General features: G+C 64.8%; 15 protein-coding genes, 2 tRNA genes, 1 other RNA gene and 2 pseudogenes. 10 read left to right on the top strand and 10 right to left on the bottom strand.

The window, feature by feature from the left end:
• The first annotated feature begins 43 nt into the window (after positions 1 to 43).
• The 3 genes and pseudogenes from IPL75_05075 to IPL75_05065 all read left to right on the top strand — a co-directional run bounded on the left by IPL75_05075 (position 44) and on the right by IPL75_05065 (position 2,917).
• On the top strand, positions 44 to 700 hold the full coding sequence (locus IPL75_05075) for a Crp/Fnr family transcriptional regulator (protein ID MBK9239627.1): 657 nt from the start codon (positions 44 to 46) through the stop codon (positions 698 to 700).
• Positions 701 to 784: 84 nt separating this feature from the next.
• Positions 785 to 1,824 (top strand): annotated as a pseudogene (locus tag IPL75_05070) (NAD(P)-dependent alcohol dehydrogenase).
• Positions 1,825 to 1,897: 73 nt separating this feature from the next.
• Entirely contained in the window at positions 1,898 to 2,917 is a 1,020-nt protein-coding gene (locus IPL75_05065) for an aminotransferase class I/II-fold pyridoxal phosphate-dependent enzyme (GenBank protein ID MBK9239626.1), read from the top strand.
• Between the two features lie 125 nt (positions 2,918 to 3,042).
• Here IPL75_05065 and IPL75_05060 read toward each other — a convergent pair whose 3' ends face one another.
• Positions 3,043 to 4,539, bottom strand: a complete 1,497-nt coding sequence (locus IPL75_05060) for a PQQ-binding-like beta-propeller repeat protein (GenBank protein MBK9239625.1) — start codon at positions 4,537 to 4,539, stop codon at positions 3,043 to 3,045.
• A gap of 111 nt (positions 4,540 to 4,650) precedes the next feature.
• Entirely contained in the window at positions 4,651 to 5,520 is an 870-nt protein-coding gene (locus tag IPL75_05055; protein MBK9239624.1) for a tetratricopeptide repeat protein, read from the bottom strand.
• Between the two features lie 99 nt (positions 5,521 to 5,619).
• Here IPL75_05055 and IPL75_05050 point away from each other — a divergent pair, with 99 nt between their 5' ends.
• Complete coding sequence (locus IPL75_05050) at positions 5,620 to 6,150, top strand: dihydrofolate reductase family protein (GenBank protein MBK9239623.1); 531 nt, start codon at positions 5,620 to 5,622, stop codon at positions 6,148 to 6,150.
• Between the two features lie 244 nt (positions 6,151 to 6,394).
• On the opposite strand, the gene IPL75_05045 is transcribed toward IPL75_05050, so the two are convergent.
• The 3 genes from IPL75_05045 to IPL75_05035 all read right to left on the bottom strand — a co-directional run bounded on the left by IPL75_05045 (position 6,395) and on the right by IPL75_05035 (position 7,669).
• Positions 6,395 to 6,469, bottom strand: a tRNA-Asn gene (locus IPL75_05045).
• 182 nt (positions 6,470 to 6,651) lie between these two features.
• The gene (locus IPL75_05040; GenBank protein MBK9239622.1) at positions 6,652 to 7,089 is read right to left on the bottom strand and encodes an OsmC family peroxiredoxin; all 438 of its coding nucleotides are present in this window, start codon (positions 7,087 to 7,089) and stop codon (positions 6,652 to 6,654) included.
• A gap of 10 nt (positions 7,090 to 7,099) precedes the next feature.
• Positions 7,100 to 7,669, bottom strand: coding sequence for a DUF4203 domain-containing protein (locus tag IPL75_05035; protein MBK9239621.1), 570 nt, complete (start codon positions 7,667 to 7,669; stop codon positions 7,100 to 7,102).
• A 103-nt stretch (positions 7,670 to 7,772) separates the two neighbouring features.
• Here IPL75_05035 and IPL75_05030 point away from each other — a divergent pair, with 103 nt between their 5' ends.
• Genes IPL75_05030 through IPL75_05020 form a run of 3 tightly spaced genes read left to right on the top strand, consistent with a single transcriptional unit; the run spans position 7,773 to position 9,126 of the window.
• The gene (locus tag IPL75_05030; protein MBK9239620.1) at positions 7,773 to 8,576 is read left to right on the top strand and encodes a flippase-like domain-containing protein; all 804 of its coding nucleotides are present in this window, start codon (positions 7,773 to 7,775) and stop codon (positions 8,574 to 8,576) included.
• Positions 8,507 to 8,779, top strand: coding sequence for a hypothetical protein (locus IPL75_05025; protein ID MBK9239619.1), 273 nt, complete (start codon positions 8,507 to 8,509; stop codon positions 8,777 to 8,779). The genes IPL75_05030 and IPL75_05025 overlap by 70 nt, the downstream gene beginning before the upstream one ends.
• Positions 8,780 to 8,781: 2 nt before the next feature.
• A complete protein-coding gene (locus IPL75_05020; GenBank protein MBK9239618.1) occupies positions 8,782 to 9,126 on the top strand; it encodes a response regulator in 345 nt (114 codons plus the stop codon).
• Positions 9,127 to 9,237: 111 nt separating this feature from the next.
• On the opposite strand, the pseudogene recR reads toward IPL75_05020, so the two are convergent.
• From recR to ffs, 4 genes and pseudogenes are all read right to left on the bottom strand, one after another.
• A pseudogene (recR, locus tag IPL75_05015) lies at positions 9,238 to 9,832 on the bottom strand (recombination protein RecR).
• Positions 9,832 to 10,128 (bottom strand): YbaB/EbfC family nucleoid-associated protein, encoded by a 297-nt coding sequence (locus tag IPL75_05010; protein MBK9239617.1) that lies wholly within the window; start codon positions 10,126 to 10,128, stop codon positions 9,832 to 9,834. Before IPL75_05010 ends, recR begins: the two are co-directional and overlap by 1 nt.
• An 11-nt stretch (positions 10,129 to 10,139) precedes the next feature.
• Entirely contained in the window at positions 10,140 to 11,792 is a 1,653-nt protein-coding gene (dnaX, locus tag IPL75_05005; protein ID MBK9239616.1) for a DNA polymerase III subunit gamma/tau, read from the bottom strand.
• Positions 11,793 to 11,821: 29 nt separating this feature from the next.
• Positions 11,822 to 11,920, bottom strand: an RNA gene (gene ffs / locus IPL75_05000) — signal recognition particle sRNA small type.
• Between the two features lie 112 nt (positions 11,921 to 12,032).
• On the opposite strand from ffs, the gene IPL75_04995 reads away from it, so the two are divergent.
• Together IPL75_04995 and IPL75_04990 are read left to right on the top strand one after the other, a co-directional pair.
• Positions 12,033 to 12,120: transfer RNA gene (locus IPL75_04995), tRNA-Ser, on the top strand.
• Between the two features lie 148 nt (positions 12,121 to 12,268).
• The gene (locus IPL75_04990; protein ID MBK9239615.1) at positions 12,269 to 13,213 is read left to right on the top strand and encodes a metallophosphoesterase; all 945 of its coding nucleotides are present in this window, start codon (positions 12,269 to 12,271) and stop codon (positions 13,211 to 13,213) included.
• 63 nt (positions 13,214 to 13,276) lie between these two features.
• On the opposite strand, the gene IPL75_04985 is transcribed toward IPL75_04990, so the two are convergent.
• Positions 13,277 to 16,144: a response regulator gene (locus IPL75_04985; protein MBK9239614.1), complete on the bottom strand. Its 2,868-nt coding sequence runs from the start codon at positions 16,142 to 16,144 to the stop codon at positions 13,277 to 13,279.
• Between the two features lie 44 nt (positions 16,145 to 16,188).
• Between IPL75_04985 and IPL75_04980 the strand changes: the two genes are divergently transcribed.
• Positions 16,189 to 17,049: a response regulator gene (locus IPL75_04980; protein ID MBK9239613.1), complete on the top strand. Its 861-nt coding sequence runs from the start codon at positions 16,189 to 16,191 to the stop codon at positions 17,047 to 17,049.
• Positions 17,050 to 17,062 lie beyond the last annotated feature (13 nt).

Genomic DNA, 17,062 nt, shown 5'->3' with positions numbered 1-17,062 from the left:
GGGTTCGCCCATGAACGTCCACAACGACCCTAATCCTTGGCAAGTGCGCGCTCTGCTCAAGGCAACGGCGACACCCTTCACGATCGCCAACTACGAACCACGGGCCGCCATCTTCCGGCAAGGTGACGCTTGCGACAGCCTGATGCACATCGAAACAGGCCGGGTGTGGTTGGCCGTCACAGCGCGCAGCGGCAAGGAGGTGATCTGCGGTCTTCTGGACAGCGGCACGTTCCTGGGTGAGGAAGCGCTCACAGGCTGCGGTGAACGACCGCATAGCGCCGTCGCAATGACCGCCACGGAGGTCCTCGTCGTCGCGAAGGCGGATATGACCCGGTTGCTCCGCACGAAACCGGAACTCCTGGGCCCGTTCGTCGCGCACCTCATCGCGCGCAACATCCGTCTCGAAACCGATTTGACCGATCAGCTCTTGTATGCCAGCGAACAGCGCCTGGCGCACGTGCTGCTCGCTCTGGCCAACTGCGACAAGCGGTGTCCAGGCCAATGCACGCTGCCGGATCTCCCGCAGGAGCTCATCGCGGAAATGGTCGGGACGACCCGCTCACGTGTAAACCTCTTCATGAACAAGTTCAAGAAACTTGGGTTCATCGAAGACGACGGCCGAGTCCTCCACATCAACGCGACCCGGCTGCACGTGGTTGACGAGGGCGATCGACATGACTCACTCACGGCACAATGGTGAGTCCTGCTGTCACCTATTGAACATCCCGAGTACCTGAATCATGTTGAGGTACGGTCGAGTATGCCCCCAAGAACCACGTCGATCATGCAGGCCGTCAGATTTGTTGGTGTCGGCCAACCCGCTCAGATCCAGGACGTTCCCAAACCATCACCCGACCCTGGCCAGGTCCTGATCAAAATCGGCGGCGCCGGCGTGTGCCACTCGGACTTGCACGTCATGGAGGAGGACCTGGGATTCACGCCCCCGTTTACGCTGGGACATGAAAACGCCGGTTGGGTGGCGAGCCTTGGGGAAGGTGTCACGGCGTTCAAGGAAGGCGATGCGGTGGCCGTGTACGGTCCGTGGGGGTGCGGCCGCTGTCATGCCTGCCAGCTCTCGATGGAAAACTACTGCGAGAACTGGGCTGAGGTCGGTGCGTTCGGTGGTGGCCTGGGTCTGGATGGCGGAATGGCCGATTACATGTTGGTGCCGTCCGCCCGGCTATTGGTTCCTCTCGGAGATTTGAGCCCGGCCAAGGCGGCGCCCTCAGTGACGCCGCGCTGACGCCGTATCACGCCATCAAGCGGGCGCTGCCGCATCTGAACGGCGAGAGCGTCGTTGTCGTCCTCGGCGTGGGCGGGCTGGGACATATGGCGATTCAACTCCTGCGCGTGCTCGCGCCCGTCCACATCATTGCCGCCGACGTGGACGATGCGAAGCTGCAGCAGGCGAAGTCACTCGGCGCCGACGACATCGTGAATAACCGCAACACCGATGAAGCAGCCGAGCAGATCCGGAAGATCACGGGCCCGCGCGGGGCTGCGCTGGTACTCGACTGTGTCGGTGTGCAGCCGACGATTGACCTTGGCGCGAAGCTCCTGGGCCGCAACAGCGTGTGGACCATTCTGGGCCTGGGTGGCGGCCATCATGACTTCCATCACGGCAGCACACCGTACGGCACATTGATGAGCCTCCCCTACTGGGGATCTCGTGTGGAGTTGATGGAAGTCATTGCGATGGCGCGCGCCGGACGCATCCACGCAGACACCACGGACTTCCCCCTGGAGCAGGCCGTTGAGGTCTACGGCAAACTGAAGGCGGGTCAGATTACCGGTCGGGCAGTGCTTGTGCCGAACGCGACATAGGGTCGCCTCCTTCGGGGCACTCCGGCCCGCAGCCATGCGCCCTGAAATCTCCGCGGTCGTCGAATCCCCACTGGTGCAGATCGCCACGGCCGCCGAGGCCATGCCCGGGTCGATCAAGCTGTGTTACGGCGAGTCCGACATGCCGACCGCGGACTTCATCTGTCGCGCGGCCGACGAAGCGGCGCGCGCCGGACACACGTTCTACACACACACGGCAGGCGCACCGGAGCTGCGGGAGGCGATCGCCGGCAAGATTCGCGAGTTGCAGGGCGTGTCGTATCGCCCGTCGGAAGTCATGGCCACGGTCGGCGGAACAATGGCGATTCACGTCGCCCTTCGCGCGCTCGTCGGCCGGGGCGACAACGCGGTCATCGTCTCGCCTGCCTACTCGATTTACGTGAACAGCGTCGCGATGTCCGGCGGCGAGTCGAGACAGGTCCCGCTGGCGGCCAACGGCGCGCGGTTCTCACTCGATCTCGATCGCCTTGAACGCGCCATCGACGCACACACTCGAGTGCTCGTCGTCAACAGCCCGTCGAACCCCACGGGCTGGATGATGACCGCCGACGAGCAGCGTGGGCTGGCGGCCATCGCCGCGCGACACGGCGTCACCGTGCTCTCGGACGAAGTCTACGAACGACTGACGTTTGACACAGACATCGCGCCATCCATGGCGCGATGGATCGACGACAAGGACCGACTCATCGTCGTCAACAGCTTCTCGAAGACCTACAACATGACCGGCTGGCGCCTTGGTTGGGCGCAAGCCAGCGAATCGATCATCCGGACGCTCTACAAAGCTGCCGAGTTCATCACATCCAATCCGGCCTCCATCGTCCAACAGGCGGGCATCGTCGCACTGCGCGGTGGTGAGGACTACGTGCGCGACCTGCACGCATTACGCGGCGCGGCGCGCGCAGGTGACGGCCGCCCTGGGAACCTTGCCGGGCGTCGTATTACCCGAGCCCATGGGCGCCTTCTACGCGTTCCCGCGCATCGCAGGTGTCACGGACTCGACTACGTTCGCCGCCGAGCTGTTACGCGCAACCGGTGTCGCGATCGCGCCAGGCGCCGCGTTCGGGCCGTCCGGTGAAGGGTCCATCAGGCTGTGCTTTGCCGCAGGTGAGGCGACGATCACCGAGGCGCTTGAGCGGCTAGTCGAGGCATTTGTCTTCGACCGGTCCTCGGAGGCCGGGTCTTTAGACCCGGCAACACGGTCTATTTGCGATTGCGGATCGAATACAGGTGGTGCTGCGTCCTGATCAGAAGCCTGTCGCCGACGATCGCCGGCGTCGCCATGGAGAAATCGTCGAGAGAATTTGTGCGCACGAGCCGGTACTCTTTATTCTCGGGGCCCGCATCGATGACGAACGTGTCGCCTTCTTCGCTCATCACGAAGACGTGACCGTTGTAGGCCCACGGCGAGGCCGTGAACGCCGCCGCCCCCGGCGCAACGCGCGACTGATAGATGCGCTCACCGGTTTCAGGGTTGCGGCGCGAGAAGATGCCCTTGTCGTTGAGGACATACAACGCATCCTTGTAGATGACCGGGGTGGGCAAGTACGTGCCGCCGGCAGCCCGGTCGTACCACATGACGTGATCATTGCTGGTCTCTGCCGCTGGCGGTGTGATGTCGCCGGCACCACCGGCGCGAATCGCGACAATCGGCCTGTTATCCTCACCGCCTGCGCCTGAAGTGACAAAGAGGAAGTCGTTCCAGGCAAATGGGCTCTGAATGGCGTAGCCGCCCATGCGATTCATGCGCCAGAGCTCGGCGCCGTCCAAGCCGTAGCTGATGGCGACGCCTGGCCCGAGCGTGACCAGTTCGGTCCGCGCACGGTTCTCCCACACGAATGGCGTGGACCATCCTGTCTTCCGCGCCGGTTGCACGGTGCGTGGCGTGCGCCAGATCTCTTTCCCGGTCCGGGTATCGAAGGCCGCGACGAAGCTCTGCTCTTCGTTGTCGTTCAGGACGAACAGGCGATCCTTGTGCAGCGCGGCGGAGGCGCCGGTGCCCCAGTCACGAGTGGTCGCGTGAGACTTCAGCGGCGTCGTCCACGTCTGCTTCCCTTCGAAGTCGTATGCGAAGAGCCCGTAGTCGGTGAGGTAGACATAGACTCGCTCGCCGTCGGTCGTGGGCGTCTCAGACGCGAAGCTGTTCTTGCTGTGGCGTCCACCGGCGGGCCGGCCTTTGTACATCTCGCGTTCCCACAGCTTCTTTCCGGTCTCGAGGTCGTAGCAGAACAGCGTGAGGCCGATGACGATCTCGTCGGGCATCTCGCGATCGCGCTCATACAGCTTCTTGTTGGCCTCCGCAGCCGTAAGCCCCTGCTTCCGCAGCTCGGCGAGGTATTCGTTGCTGAAGTCCACCCCTTGGGAGGGTGGCTTCATTGGTTTGTCGCTTGTGGCGGCGGTGACGAAGACGCGATTCCCCCACACCACCGGGGAGGACCAGCCGACCCCAGGCACGTCGGTGACCCACTCGACGTTTTCGGTCTTCGACCAGCTGACCGGGAGATTCGGATTCTCCGAGACCGGATTCGAGTTCGGGCCCCGAAAACGCGGCCAGTTTCCAGGCGTCACTGCTGCCTGCGCGGTCGGCCGCGCGGTTGATTGCACCGCGGGCGGTGCGGGTGCCTGCGCGAGTATCGGGCCGACGAGCGGGACCGCGCCGAGCGCCGCGACTGTGAGCAGGACCTTGGTGCGATGTCGCATGTAATGAATCATAGCCGCGACGGCCGGAAACGTAGCTCGGCCTGTTCCCTAACGTAGCTCGGCCTGTTCCTCAAGGCCGAGGACTCTCTCGGGCTTAAGGAACAGCCCGAGCTACGTACCTGAAACCCGCTGGAGTTCCACTTCCGACAGGATGAACCCGAAGCCGGGCCATCCGCCGCTTGCTCGCACTGACCGTTCGAACGCCGCCCGAGCCTGAGCCGCGCTGCCCTTGACGAGGTGCCAGTTGCCGAGGCCAAAGGCGAGCGTGGCGATCTGCACCTCATCGGTATCCGCAGGCGCAATCACGTCGGCCGGCCCGATCTCGCCGCGATACAGCTTCAGACGACGGGTGTAGGCGTTGTCGATGGGTGGAAGGCGGGACTCTGGCCTGCGGTCGAGCATCGCCTTCGCTTCCGCGGCGCGGCCGGCACGACTGAGCGACATCCACAACCAGTCGGTGGAGCCGGCCAGTTCACCCGGATCTGGCGCGATGGGTTGCGCGCGTTCGAACGAAGCAGCCGCCGCCGCAAAATCGCCACGCGCGAATTGCACGATGCCCAGGTGATACCAGATGCCGTAGATCGAGGGGTCGATGCCGCCGCCGCGGGTGAGGTCGGCATGCGCGCGGTCAAATTCGCGGATGGAGAGATACCGATGCCCGCGCCACCGCAACAGCAGCGCGTTGTTGGGCTCGATCTCGAGCCCTCGCGTGAACGTGGCGATCGCTTCGCGGAACTGACGGGCACCCGACTGCGCCACACCAAGGTCGATCATTCGGGCGACGTTGCGCGGATCGGCCGCCAGTGCCGCGCGGGTGTTCGTGACCGCCTCGTTATCCGGCAGCGAGCGGTACTCGACGCCCGCGGGCGACGTGTACTGCACCGATGTCGCGGCGTTCTGGTCCGCAATCAGGGCGGGGCCGACAGCGGGGACGAACGCAATCGCAGCGAAGAGGAGGACAGGGCCAGATGCGCGTGTCATGGCGGCGATTCTAACGCCGTTCCGACATGCGCGTAGTATGTCGGTAATGGAGCAAACGGAGGGCGTGGCTTTGGCCGCGCCAATTGAAGGAGAAGTTGTATGGCCAGGCTTGTATTCGGAATGAACCAGTCACTGGACGGCTACGTTGACCATACAGCGTTTGCGCCAGGCCCCACGCTTTTCCGCCACTTCGTCGAGGAGGCTCAGTGCCAGGCGGGCAGTGTGTACGGTCGCCAGATGTATGAGGTCATGCGTTACTGGGACGACGACCAACCTGACTGGGGTGCCGACGAACGCGCTTTCGCGGCGGCGTGGCGGAAGCAGCCGAAATGGGTGGTCTCTCGCACGTTGAAGTCGGTCGGCCCCAACGCCAGGCTTGTTGAGGGTGATCTTGAGGGCGCGATCCGCAAACTGAAGGCCGAGCGCGAGGGGGAAATCGAAGTTGCTGGGCCGGACCTGGCGCGCAGCCTGACCGAACTTGGCCTGATCGATGAGTATCGAATCTATCTGCACCCTGTCGTGCTTGGTCACGGCAGGCCCTATTTCGCCGGGACCAGACCGCCGCTTCGCCTTGTGACTAGTGATCGGATTGGCGACGATGTGATCAGGTTGACCTACGTTCCTGCGTAGTAAGTGTCACCTATGTGCCCGGAATGAAGTGTTACCCATGTGCCCGGAATGGGGTGGTGACGCGGATTCGTGCCGAGCGCGGCTCCTCGGGCCCGCCTTCGCCAAGGCTACGGCGCGCCGAAACCGTCGCCAAATTTCGATGATCGGTGCCTTGGCCGCCACTCTGGATTCGTGCCGAGCCGCGCGAGAGCGCGGCGGTGGCCAAGAATCCGGCCCGAGGTGCCAAGTTGAGCGGAGTGAAATTTGGCTCCTCGGGCTGGATTCGAACCAGCAACCCTCCGGTTAACAGCCGGATGCTCTGCCGTTGAGCTACCGAGGAACGAGAACCCCAATCTTAGAACGTGGCGTGCAAGCGGAGCAAGTACAAGAGCCTCGGCCTTGAGGAACAGGCCGAGCTACGAGGGCAAGAGCCGCGGCCTTGAAGTTCAGGCCGCGCTACCCGCCTTCGCGCTTCGCGCTACGGCGAGGCAAGCCCCAGGACCCCGACGCCGACGTCGGCGGCTACTTGACGACGACGTCCAGCGTCACCGTCATCGAGCCGCGGTACGCGTTCGACACCGGGCACTTGGACTCGGCTTCGTGCGCCACGGCGGTGAGCGCCGCGGCGTCCAGGCCGGTCACGCCCTCGGCCACGAGCGAGAGCGCCGACGTCGTGATCTTGATCCCGGCATCACCCTTGTCCGCCGTCACCTCGCAGGTGATCTGCGTCTTGGCAATCGCCCCACCCTTGCGGCCCACGGCGCCGTTAAGCGCCATCGCGAAACACGCCGCGTGCGCGGCAGCCATCAACTCCTCGGGACTCGTCATGCCCTCGGGCTCGCCAATGCGGCGCGGAAACGTGACCGGCAGGCTGAACGCGCCCGACCCGGCCGCAACGGCGCCCGACCCTTCCATGACGGACCCGGTCCAATTGATGGTGCAGTGACGTGAAAACTCCATGCGCTCTCCCCTATTGTTGCCGGCGACCTCCGCCGGACTTCTTTGACTTGCCGCCCCGCGTGGTCGTGGTCATCTGCACCACCGCACCGGCCATCGCCAGCACCACCCACGCACCAGTAACCCACCAGTTCCCCGGCAACGGGCCGGTCCCGTACACCACCCAGATATTCTCGGGCGTCACCGAAATCCCGTTGAACCTGTCGCCCGCCAACGCCAGCGCGCCCACGATGAGCGTCCACGACCCGGCCAGTGCCGTGCCGAACACCACCACCTGACGCGCGATCGACAACGCCCCCAACGCGCCCAGCACCGCCATCACCACCAGCAGCGCCGTCGGCGGCTCCCCACCAATCGCCCGCCACACCAGGTGCAGCACCAGCGACGCGAGCCCGGCGCCCACAAGGCCCACGCCGACGAAGTACGCCGCAATCATCAGACCCGCGCCGAGGAGCCCGCCCACCCCCGCGGCCAGCACCAGCGCCCACACATTCGCCGTGCCCATCACAGACGACGTGATCATCGCGCCGAGGATGAATCCGCATACACCCAGCACGATGCGGAAACAACCGATAGCCCGCAAAACACGCCACCGCGCCGCTGATGGCGAGGATCGCCGCCACAGGCATGGCGTAGGCGGCGGGAATCATCTACCGATTATAGACACGTATGGGATGATTCAGACCGTGTCGTCTCGTCGCCCATCCCTGACGGGAACACTCCTCGCAATTGTCGGGCTGGCCCTCCTGGTGTGGCAGGTCCGGCTGGTGGGACTGGACCACATCGGTGACGGGTTTAAGGCGGTGGGCTGGCGGGGGTTCCTGGCCATCCTCGGATTGTCGCTGTTTCGCTTCGCGGCACGCTCGATGGCGTGGATCACGCTGATCGGCCGACCGGTACCACTTTCAAGTGCCACGGCCGCCACGATCAGCGGCGACGCACTCGGCAATCTCTCATTCCTGTCGCTGCTGGTCTCCGAGCCCGCCAAGGCGTTCTACGTGACGCGGCATGCGCCGGCCGCAGAGGCGTTCGCGGCATTAACCGCAGAGAATTTTTTCTACAGCGTGTCGGTGGCCTCGGTCATTCTCGGCGGAACGATCACCCTGCTCGCCACGTTTGTGGTGCCCGACTCGCTGCGGGTGGCCCTCTGGGTGTCGCTGGCCGTGATGGGCGGCGTACTCGCGGCCGCCGTGTGGCTCGCGCGCTCGCGGCCGGCGTTGGCTGCCGTGGCGAGGTCCTGGTCCACGGCGCTGGCGCGCAGGTTCCTGTCGCGTCCCCCAGGACCGCGCGTGGCCGGCTGGCTTGACCAGTTGGAGCGCGTCGAAACGCGCACGTACAGCGCGCTCTCTGCCAGCCCCTGGCGCCTCGGCGTGGTCATCGCGTGTGAGGCCGCGTTCCATCTGGCGAGCATCGCCGAAGCGTGGCTGACCCTTCGGCCGCGCGGACGGGCTCTGCCACGCTGCTCAACGCGTTCCTGCTCGATACCGTGAATCGATTCATCAACGTTGCGTTCCGCGCCGTGCCCCTGCGTGTGGGCGTGGACGAGGTCACAACGTCGGGCTTTACCGAGATGCTGGGCCTGGGTTCGGCCGCTGGACTGACCCTGGCCCTGGTCAGAAAAGCCCGCATGCTGGTGTGGGCGGGGGTTGGACTGGGGTTACTCGGACGCCGGGCGATCAGGCGTATCCTCTAGCCATGGCCACAATCCTGGTGGTAGACGACGAGCCCTCGATTCGGCAGTTGATCGCCCGTATCCTGGAACGCCAGGGACACCGGGTGATCATCTGTGGGGATGCGGTGGCGGCGCTGGCCGTGGAAGACGCGATCGACCTGCTGATCGTGGACTACGTGCTGCCCAACGTCAACGGCCGCGAGTTGACGGAGAAGTTCCGCGAGCGCCAGCCCACGCTTCCCGTCATCCTGATGTCTGGCTACCTGCCCAGCCCCGACCTGGCGCCGCCGCCCCCGTCCGCGTTCATGCAGAAACCGATGCGGACGACGATGGTGGTGGAGACGGTCAATAAGATGTTGGCGGGGTAGATCGGCGGCCTTGAGACCCAGGCCGCCCTACGAGGATAAGAAAACGACCTCTGAGGTAGTTTTTTCTCAGCCCCACAAAAAACTACCCTCAGAGGTCGTTTTCAGGGCGCTCTACATATCCCTGCGGCCTTCCATGGCCTTGGACATGGTGAACTCGTCGGTGTAGTCCAGGTCTGAGCCCACGGGCACGCCCATCGCGATGCGGCTGACGCGCACGCCCAGGGGCTTGAGGAGTTTCGCCAGGTACAGCGCCGTCGCTTCGCCTTCAACCGTGGGGTTGGTGGCGAGGATGACTTCCTCCACGCTGCCGTCGGCCACCCGGCTGAGCAGGCCCTTGATCTTCAGGTCGTCAGGCCCGATGCCCTGCAGCGGCGCGATGGTGCCCATCAGCACGTGGCATTTTGCCGCGGAATCCGCGCGTGCGCTCCACCGCCCACACATTCTCTGGCTGCTCCACCACACACATCGTGCGGCCCTCGCGCGCAGGGTCTGTGCAGTAGTGACACGGGTCCACATCCGTGATGTTGCTGCAGATGGAACAGTAGGTGACGCGATTCTTGACCGAAAGCATGGCAGCGCACAGCGCGTCCACGTCTTCCCGCGTGGTTTTGAGCAGATGGTAGGCCAGACGCTGGGCGCTTTTCGCCCCGATACCCGGCAGGCGCTGCAGCGCGGTCACGAGTTCGCCCAGCGGATCGTGGTGCATCAATTGAGACCAGGCAGTCGCATGCCGCCCGTCAGGTTCTGGAGCTGACCCTGCATCTGATTGGCCAGCGCCTCGTCCACTTTCCGATGCGCATCGTTCGTGGCCGCCACAATCAAATCCTGCAGCATCTCCACATCGTCTTTCGAGACCACTTCGGGGTCGAGCCGCAGTGACAAGAGCTGCTTGGTGCCGCTGACGGTGACCGTGACCATGCCGCCACCCGCAGTGGCTTCCACGCGCATCTCGGCCATCTGCTTCTGCAGGCGCTCCTGCATCTGCTGCGCCTGTTTCATCATGTCTTGAATGTTCACTGGGTCTCCTCTACGTCTTCGATCTCGCCGCCGAACACGTCGAGCACGTTCTGCACGGCGGGTTCAGCCTTCGCGCGCGCGCGCAGGTCGGCCTGTTTAGCGGGATCCACGGCCGCGGCCGTCGGCGCCTTCGCCGTGGGCACGACTGCCGACCCTTCCGCTTCCTTGACCGCCACAGTCATCTTCCGCCCTGTCAGGTTATGCGCGAGGTTCTCAATCCATGCACGCTTGGCCTCAAGTTGCCCGCGCAGATTCTTGTGCGCCGGCGCAAAACTGAACGTGATGCGGTCGCCCTCCACCTCCACCGTCTGCACCTGCGCGATGACCATGCCGAAGAACGACTTGTTCGCTTCGCGGATCGACGCGAGGAGATTCGACTTAATCGACTGAGGAACTGACGGAACTGACGGAACTGACGGAACTGGCTGAACTGGCTGAACTGGCTGAACTGACGGAACTGACGGAACTGACGGAACTGGCCGAACTGGCCGAACTGACGGAACTGACCGGGTTGGGGCGACGCCCCCGGCAAGCAGCTCTTCAATCGGCGTCATCTTGCGCAAGTGGATCCACTTGAGCAGCGCCATCTCAAACGTGTGGCGCGGCTGGGATGACGTGCGGATGTCGCGCTCGGCCATGGCGAGCAGGTCGAACGCACGCATGAGATCGGCGTGTGAATACCGCTCGGCCAGGGCCTGCATGCGGTCGCGTTCACCTTCCGATGCAATCTCCGGGTCGGCCAGGCGCGTGGGATCGATCTTCGTCACCATCAGGTCGCGCACGAGGCGCGCGAGTTCGCGGCAGACGGTGCGCAGGTCGAAACCCGACTCGAGGATGCCGCCGGCCAGCGCAAACACGGCGCCGGCATCTTCACGCGCCACGGTTTCCGCCACGTCGAACTGCACGTCGCGGCCGACCAGGCCCAACACGGTGCTCACGTCGGCGGCCGTGACGTTCTGGCTGGTGAACGCCAGCACCTGATCGAGCGCGCTCAGGGCATCGCGCATGCTCCCCTCCGCCGATCGCGCCACCAGCGCCAACGCCGCATCGTCAATCGTGACGCCTTCGTTGGTGGTCACGCCGCGCAGTTGGTCGCGAATGGACGCGAACGGCAGCGCCTTCAGTTCGAATACCTGCGACCGAGACAAGATGGTGTCGGGCACCGCATCCAGCTCGGTAGTCGCCATCATGAACTTCACGTAGGGCGGGGGCTCTTCGATCGATTTCAGCAACGCGTCGAACGCACTCTTCGACAGGCGGTGCACTTCGTCGATGATGAAAATTTTGTAGCGGTTGCGCATCGGCGCGATGGACAGCGGTTCGACGATGACCTCGCGGACGGCGTCGATGCCGGTGTAGGTGGCGCCGTCGATTTCCATGACGTCCACGTCGCGGCCTTCGGCAATTTCGCGGCAGGCATCACACTCGCCGCACGGGTCGGCCGTGGGACCGGTCACGCAGTTGAGGGCGCGGGCCAGGATGCGGGCCGTGGTCGTTTTGCCCACGCCACGAGGCCCGGCAAACACGAACGACTGCGCCAGGCGGCCCGAGGCGATGGCGTTGCGCAGGGTCTCGACGACCCCGCGCTGGCCGATCACGTCCTCAAACCGCTGAGGGCGCCATTTTCGAGCGAGTGCGATGTGGGACATTGGGAAAGTACTGCCGCATGCGCCCGACCGCGGCCCGGAGGGCCTGCGGCACAGCACAGGATCGACTGAGCGCTGCTGCCTTCCGGCCCTGACGCGGTTCGTCGGCTGAACTTGCACAGGTTCCGGACCGCGGTCCGGCGCGTGCGGGTCTTCTGAGTTTAGCAGAGACGACTGTGCTGCGTGCTGGAGTGCTGGGTGCTCGGTGCTGGCGTACGGTAAACTGACTGGTCCACTTCGAACGGAGAGATGTCCGAGTGGTTGAAGGAGCACGCTTGGAAAGCGTGTGTAGGGGAAACTCTACCGAGGGTTCGAATCCCTCTCTCCGCCAGCCTTCGCCAAACGCTCGCTACGCTCGCAGCTACGGCTGGCGAGCCAAACGAGCGCTCCGCGAAGGTTGTCCCGCCGTAGCTGTGCGCGTAGCGCACGGTTAGCGAAGGCGGACTGATCCTATAATCGCCTTCATCACCCTCCACCGCATGTTCCACGTTCGGCGACGCCCTGGATGGCTGGTCATCGCGTGTTCGCTCAGCGTCGCGCTGGGCGCGCTTTGGCCTGCGGATACCAGTGCGCAGGCACCGCGGGTGCGCAGGCTCGTGGCCATCGGCGACCTGCATGCCGACATCGATGCTGCGCGGAAGGCCTTCCAACTCGCCGGCGCCACCGATGCGGCGGGCACCTGGATCGGCGGTGACCTCACCGTCGTCCAGATGGGCGATGTGATCGGGCGCGGCAGTGACGACCTCGCCGTGCTGAACTTTGTCCTCGACGTGCGCGCCAAGGCCAAGGCCGCGGGCGGCGTCGTGCACGTCCTGCTCGGCAATCACGAAGTCTTCGCCGTGCGGCCGGACCACCGCTGGGTGAACCCGGACGCGTTCGCGGCCTTCGACGCTGTTCCTGGCCTCAACCTGCGCCACCCGCGACTGGCGCGCATCCCGGCCAACGAACGTGCACGAAGCGCGGCCTTCATGCCGGGCGGCCCGTACGCCATTCAGATCTCCGCGTTTCCGGCGGTGCTGCGCATCGGAGACACCATCTTCGCGCACGGCGGCGTCACTCCTCAGTGGGCCCGCTACGGCATCGCGGCGATCAACGACGACGTCCGCGCGTGGCTGTCGGGCCGCACCGACGAACCCCTCGCCACCCAGGGACTCGACGATGGGAGTGCGGATGATGGGGTGATGTGGAGTCGTCACTTCGTGGCCTTCCCCGAAGACGAGGCCTGCGCGATGCTGAAGGAATCGCTGTCGATCCTCGGCGCCAGACGCATGGTGGTGGCGCACACGGTGCGCCCGACGATCGTGCCGCGATGCCAGGAGCAGGTCTGGCCGATCGACGTCGGCATCTCGCGCTACTACGGCGGCGAGTTGCAGGTGCTGGAGATCCTCGACGATAGGGTGATTAAAGTGATCAGCGCACGCTGAGAAGAGCGCCCCAGGCGGCCTTGAGACCCAGGCCGCCCTACGAGGACCAGGCCCTTCAGTCCTTCATGCCTCGTGTAGATCGAGGTGGCGCAGTTCGGCCATGAGCTGCGATACGTCGGCTTCGATGTCCGCGCAGGCGGCTTCCGCCTTCGCCAGCTCACCCGAGCGCGCGAGTTGCTCTACGCGACGGGCGCTTTCGTAGGCGGCGCCCTGTGAGAAAAGTCCGGCCGAGCCCTTGATGGCGTGGGCGGCGGCCGCGATGGCGGCACCATCGTTGGCGCGAGCGGCGTCGCGGAGACGCGTGAGCATCGCCGGCGCGTCCTCCAGAAATACGTCCACCACTTCCTGCACAAGACGCCGGTTGCCCCCGAAGCCGGCCAGAAGCGTCTTGAGGTTGACCATGGGAACCATCTGCGCCTCAGGTGCGGGCGTCGGGGGTGGGGGTTTGGCCCCGTCTGTGGGTGCGCACAACGCGTCAATGGTGGAGAACAGATCGTCGGGCCGCAGAGGCTTTGCGACGTACGCGTCCATGCCGGCGGCCAGGCAGGCCTCACGGTCGCCGGCCATGGCACTGGCCGTGAGCGCCACAATGGGCGTGCGCCGGCCGGTGGTCCGTTCGTGCTCGCGAATCGCCGCCGTCGCCTCCAGCCCGCTCATCCCGGGCATCTGCACGTCCATGAGGATGATGTCGAACCGCTGCTTCCCGGCGCGCGCCACGGCGAGTGCCCCGTCGGCCACCATCGACACACGGTGGCCCCGTTGCCTGAGCAGCGCCGTGATGAGTTTCTGATTGGTGACATTGTCTTCGGCCACCAGCACCCGCAGCGGACGGGATGTCTTTTCGGCTGATGCCTGGTCCGATCGCCGGCGCCGCTTCGGCACCGGCCCGGAAAACGCGGTGACGATGGCGTCGAGCAGGTCGGAATGTTTGACAGGTTTCGAGAGCCTCGCGACAAACGCCGCGCCTCCCGACCGGCGGGATGCCTGCGCGCCAGCTGATGTCAGCAGAATCACCTTCATGCCGCTGAGCCGCGCATCGCGGCCAATCTGCTGCGCGAGTTTGAAGCCGTCCACACCGGGCATCAGGCCGTCGGTGATCACAAGGTGAAAGGGCCTCCCGTTATCAGCAGCGGTGCGCAGCGCGTCCAGCGCGCTCGCCGCGCCCTCGGCCGCAGACACCGGCATCTGCCACCCCCCGAGAATCTCGGTGAGGATGAGCCGGTTGGTGGCGTTGTCGTCAACGATAAGCGTGCGGATGTCGCGAAGGGTTCCCGCCGGCAATGCCACGTCCTCGGCTGCGCCGTGATGAATGCCGAACTGCGCGACGAAATGAAACTGGCTGCCTTTGCCCGGCTCGCTGTCGAGCCACAGCCGGCCTTCCATCAGTTCCACGAGCTGCGCAGAAATCGTCAGCCCCAGCCCTGTTCCACCGTACCGGCGCGTGGTGGACGCGTCGCCCTGCACGAAGGCGCCGAAGATCTCCCACTGTTTGTCGTGCGCGATGCCGATGCCCGTGTCCCGCACGGTAAACCGCAACCGCACGCGGTCTTCCGTCTGATGCTCTAAGACGACCTCCACCACCACCTCACCGTGATCGGTGAACTTGATCGCGTTGCCCACCAGGTTGAGGATGACCTGGCGAAGACGCCCGGCGTCACCAATCACTGCATCCGGCACTTCCGGCGCGATGCGACATGCCAGTTCCAATCCGTTTTCGCTGGCTCGAGACGCCAGAAGCCGGACGCCGTCTTCAACCGCATCGCGGAGGCGGAACGGCGTCTGTTCCAGGGTCAGCCGGCGCGCTTCAATCTTCGACACATCGAGAATGTCGTTGATGATGGTGAGCAACGCCTCTGCAGACTCCCGCGTGGTGCGCAGGAACCCGCGCTGCTCGGGAGTCAGTTTTGATTGCAGGGTCAGGTCGGTCATGCCGATGATGGCGTTCATCGGCGTGCGGATCTCATGGCTCATGTTGGCCAGGAACTCGCTCTTGGCGACGGTGGCCTGTTCCGCCCTGACCCGCGCCACCTTCAGATCCTCCACCAGCTGCGCCATCCGATCTTCGGCGGTCTTCCGGTCGGTCACATCACGCGCCACCGCATAGATCAGTCCCTGCGTCTGGAATGGTGCGGCCGTCCACTGCAGCCATTTGTACGAACCGTCCTTGGCGCGGTACCGGTTTTCGAAGCCGATCAATTGCGTGCCGGTCAGCAGGCCCGACATCACCGCGGTGGTGGACGCCCAGTCGTCGGGATGCACGAAGTCCATGAATGGAGACGCGCGCAGTTCACTTTCCGAATAACCGAGCACGGTCTGCCATGCGGGGTTGACCCTCACGAAGAACCCATCGAAGGTGGCGACGCAAAACAGATCCAGTGACAACCGGAAGAATCGATCGAGTTCGTCCCCTGCCCATTTTCGCTGCACGTAGAGCGCAATCTGACTGCAGACGGTGGTCATCATCGCCAACAGGCTTGACGAAGGCTGGACGATGTCGCGGCCGAAGAACTCCATCACGCCCAGCACGTTCGTCCCTTGCAGGATCGGTAACGCAAAGGCGGCATGCAGCCCGGCCCGTTCGGCGAATGGCGCGCGCGGGAAGTTGGGGTCTCGGGTCACGTCCGGAATCCAGACGGGCTCGGCGCCAGACCAGACGCGGCCCGGCAGGCCGATGCCTGGTGCGAACCGCGACTGCATGGTGGCTTCAGCGAACGACTGGAGCGTCGGCGTCGGAGGGTGCCAGACGGCCACGCTTCTCAGGACGTTCCTGGAGCGGTCCACTTCCCAGATGGCGCCGTACTGCCAGCCCAGGGCCTCGCAGATCGCCCCGAGCATGCGGGGCGCCGCCTGCTCCAGGGTCTCGGATTCAGCCAGGGCCCTCGCGGTTGCGTAGAGCACCTGTTGCTGAGCGCCTGCCGGGTCGCGATCCATGCACTCTCCTCACGCGTTGTCGCAGGTCAGCATTAAACTACACCATGGCCGTCACCGCCCCTGCCACCGGCCGTCGCATCCTGCTCGTCGATGACGACCGCGGGTTGCGCCACGTGCTCTCCACTCTCCTGACCGACGTCGGACATACGCTGGTGTCAGCCGCCGATGGCCCTGAAGCCCTGGCCCAACTCGAACAAGGCGGTTTCGATATCGTCCTGCTCGATCTCGGGCTGCCCGGCATCAACGGCCTGGAAATGCTGGCGCACGCCCGCGCCCTGCCCAATCCGCCCCTCGTGATCGTGATGACGGCCGACGACACGTCGGCCACGCTGCTCGAAGCGGTGCGTCGGCAGGCGTATCGCTATTTGCGCAAACCCTTCGCGCCCAACGAGGTGGTGTCGATCATTGCCGGCGCCATGGCCACGGCGCCACACGCGGCCCTCTCGATCGAAGTGGTGTCGGCCCGGCCGGAGTGGCTTGAAGTCATCGCGCCGTGTTCGCTCGAAATGGCCGACCGCATCCAGTCCTTCGTGATGCATCTGGAAGCCGACCTTCCCGAAGCCATCCGGGAATCTGTGGCCCAGGCCTTCCGTGAGTTGCTGACGAACGCCATTGAATGGGGCGGCAAACTCGATACCACGAAGACGGTCAGGATTTCATGCGTTCGCGCCAGACGGATGCTCCTGTATCGCATCTCGGATCCGGGCAAGGGCTTTGACATCGATCGGCTGAAACACGCGGCCATCTCGAATCCCGACGGCGATCCACTCAAACACTTTGCCGAGCGCGAGGAAAAGGGCATCAGGCCTGGCGGGTTCGGTCTGGCCATGACCCGGTCCCTCGTGGACGAATTGATCTACAACGAAGCGCGGAATGAAGTGATTCTCATCAAGTATCTCGATTGACGGGAGGTGGATC

The sequence above is a fragment of the Acidobacteriota bacterium genome, assembly GCA_016716905.1.
Taxonomy (GTDB): Bacteria; Acidobacteriota; Vicinamibacteria; order Vicinamibacterales; family SCN-69-37; genus SYFT01.
The sequence above is the reverse complement of the archived record's forward strand: the minus strand, read 5'-3'. Positions and strand labels throughout refer to the sequence as shown.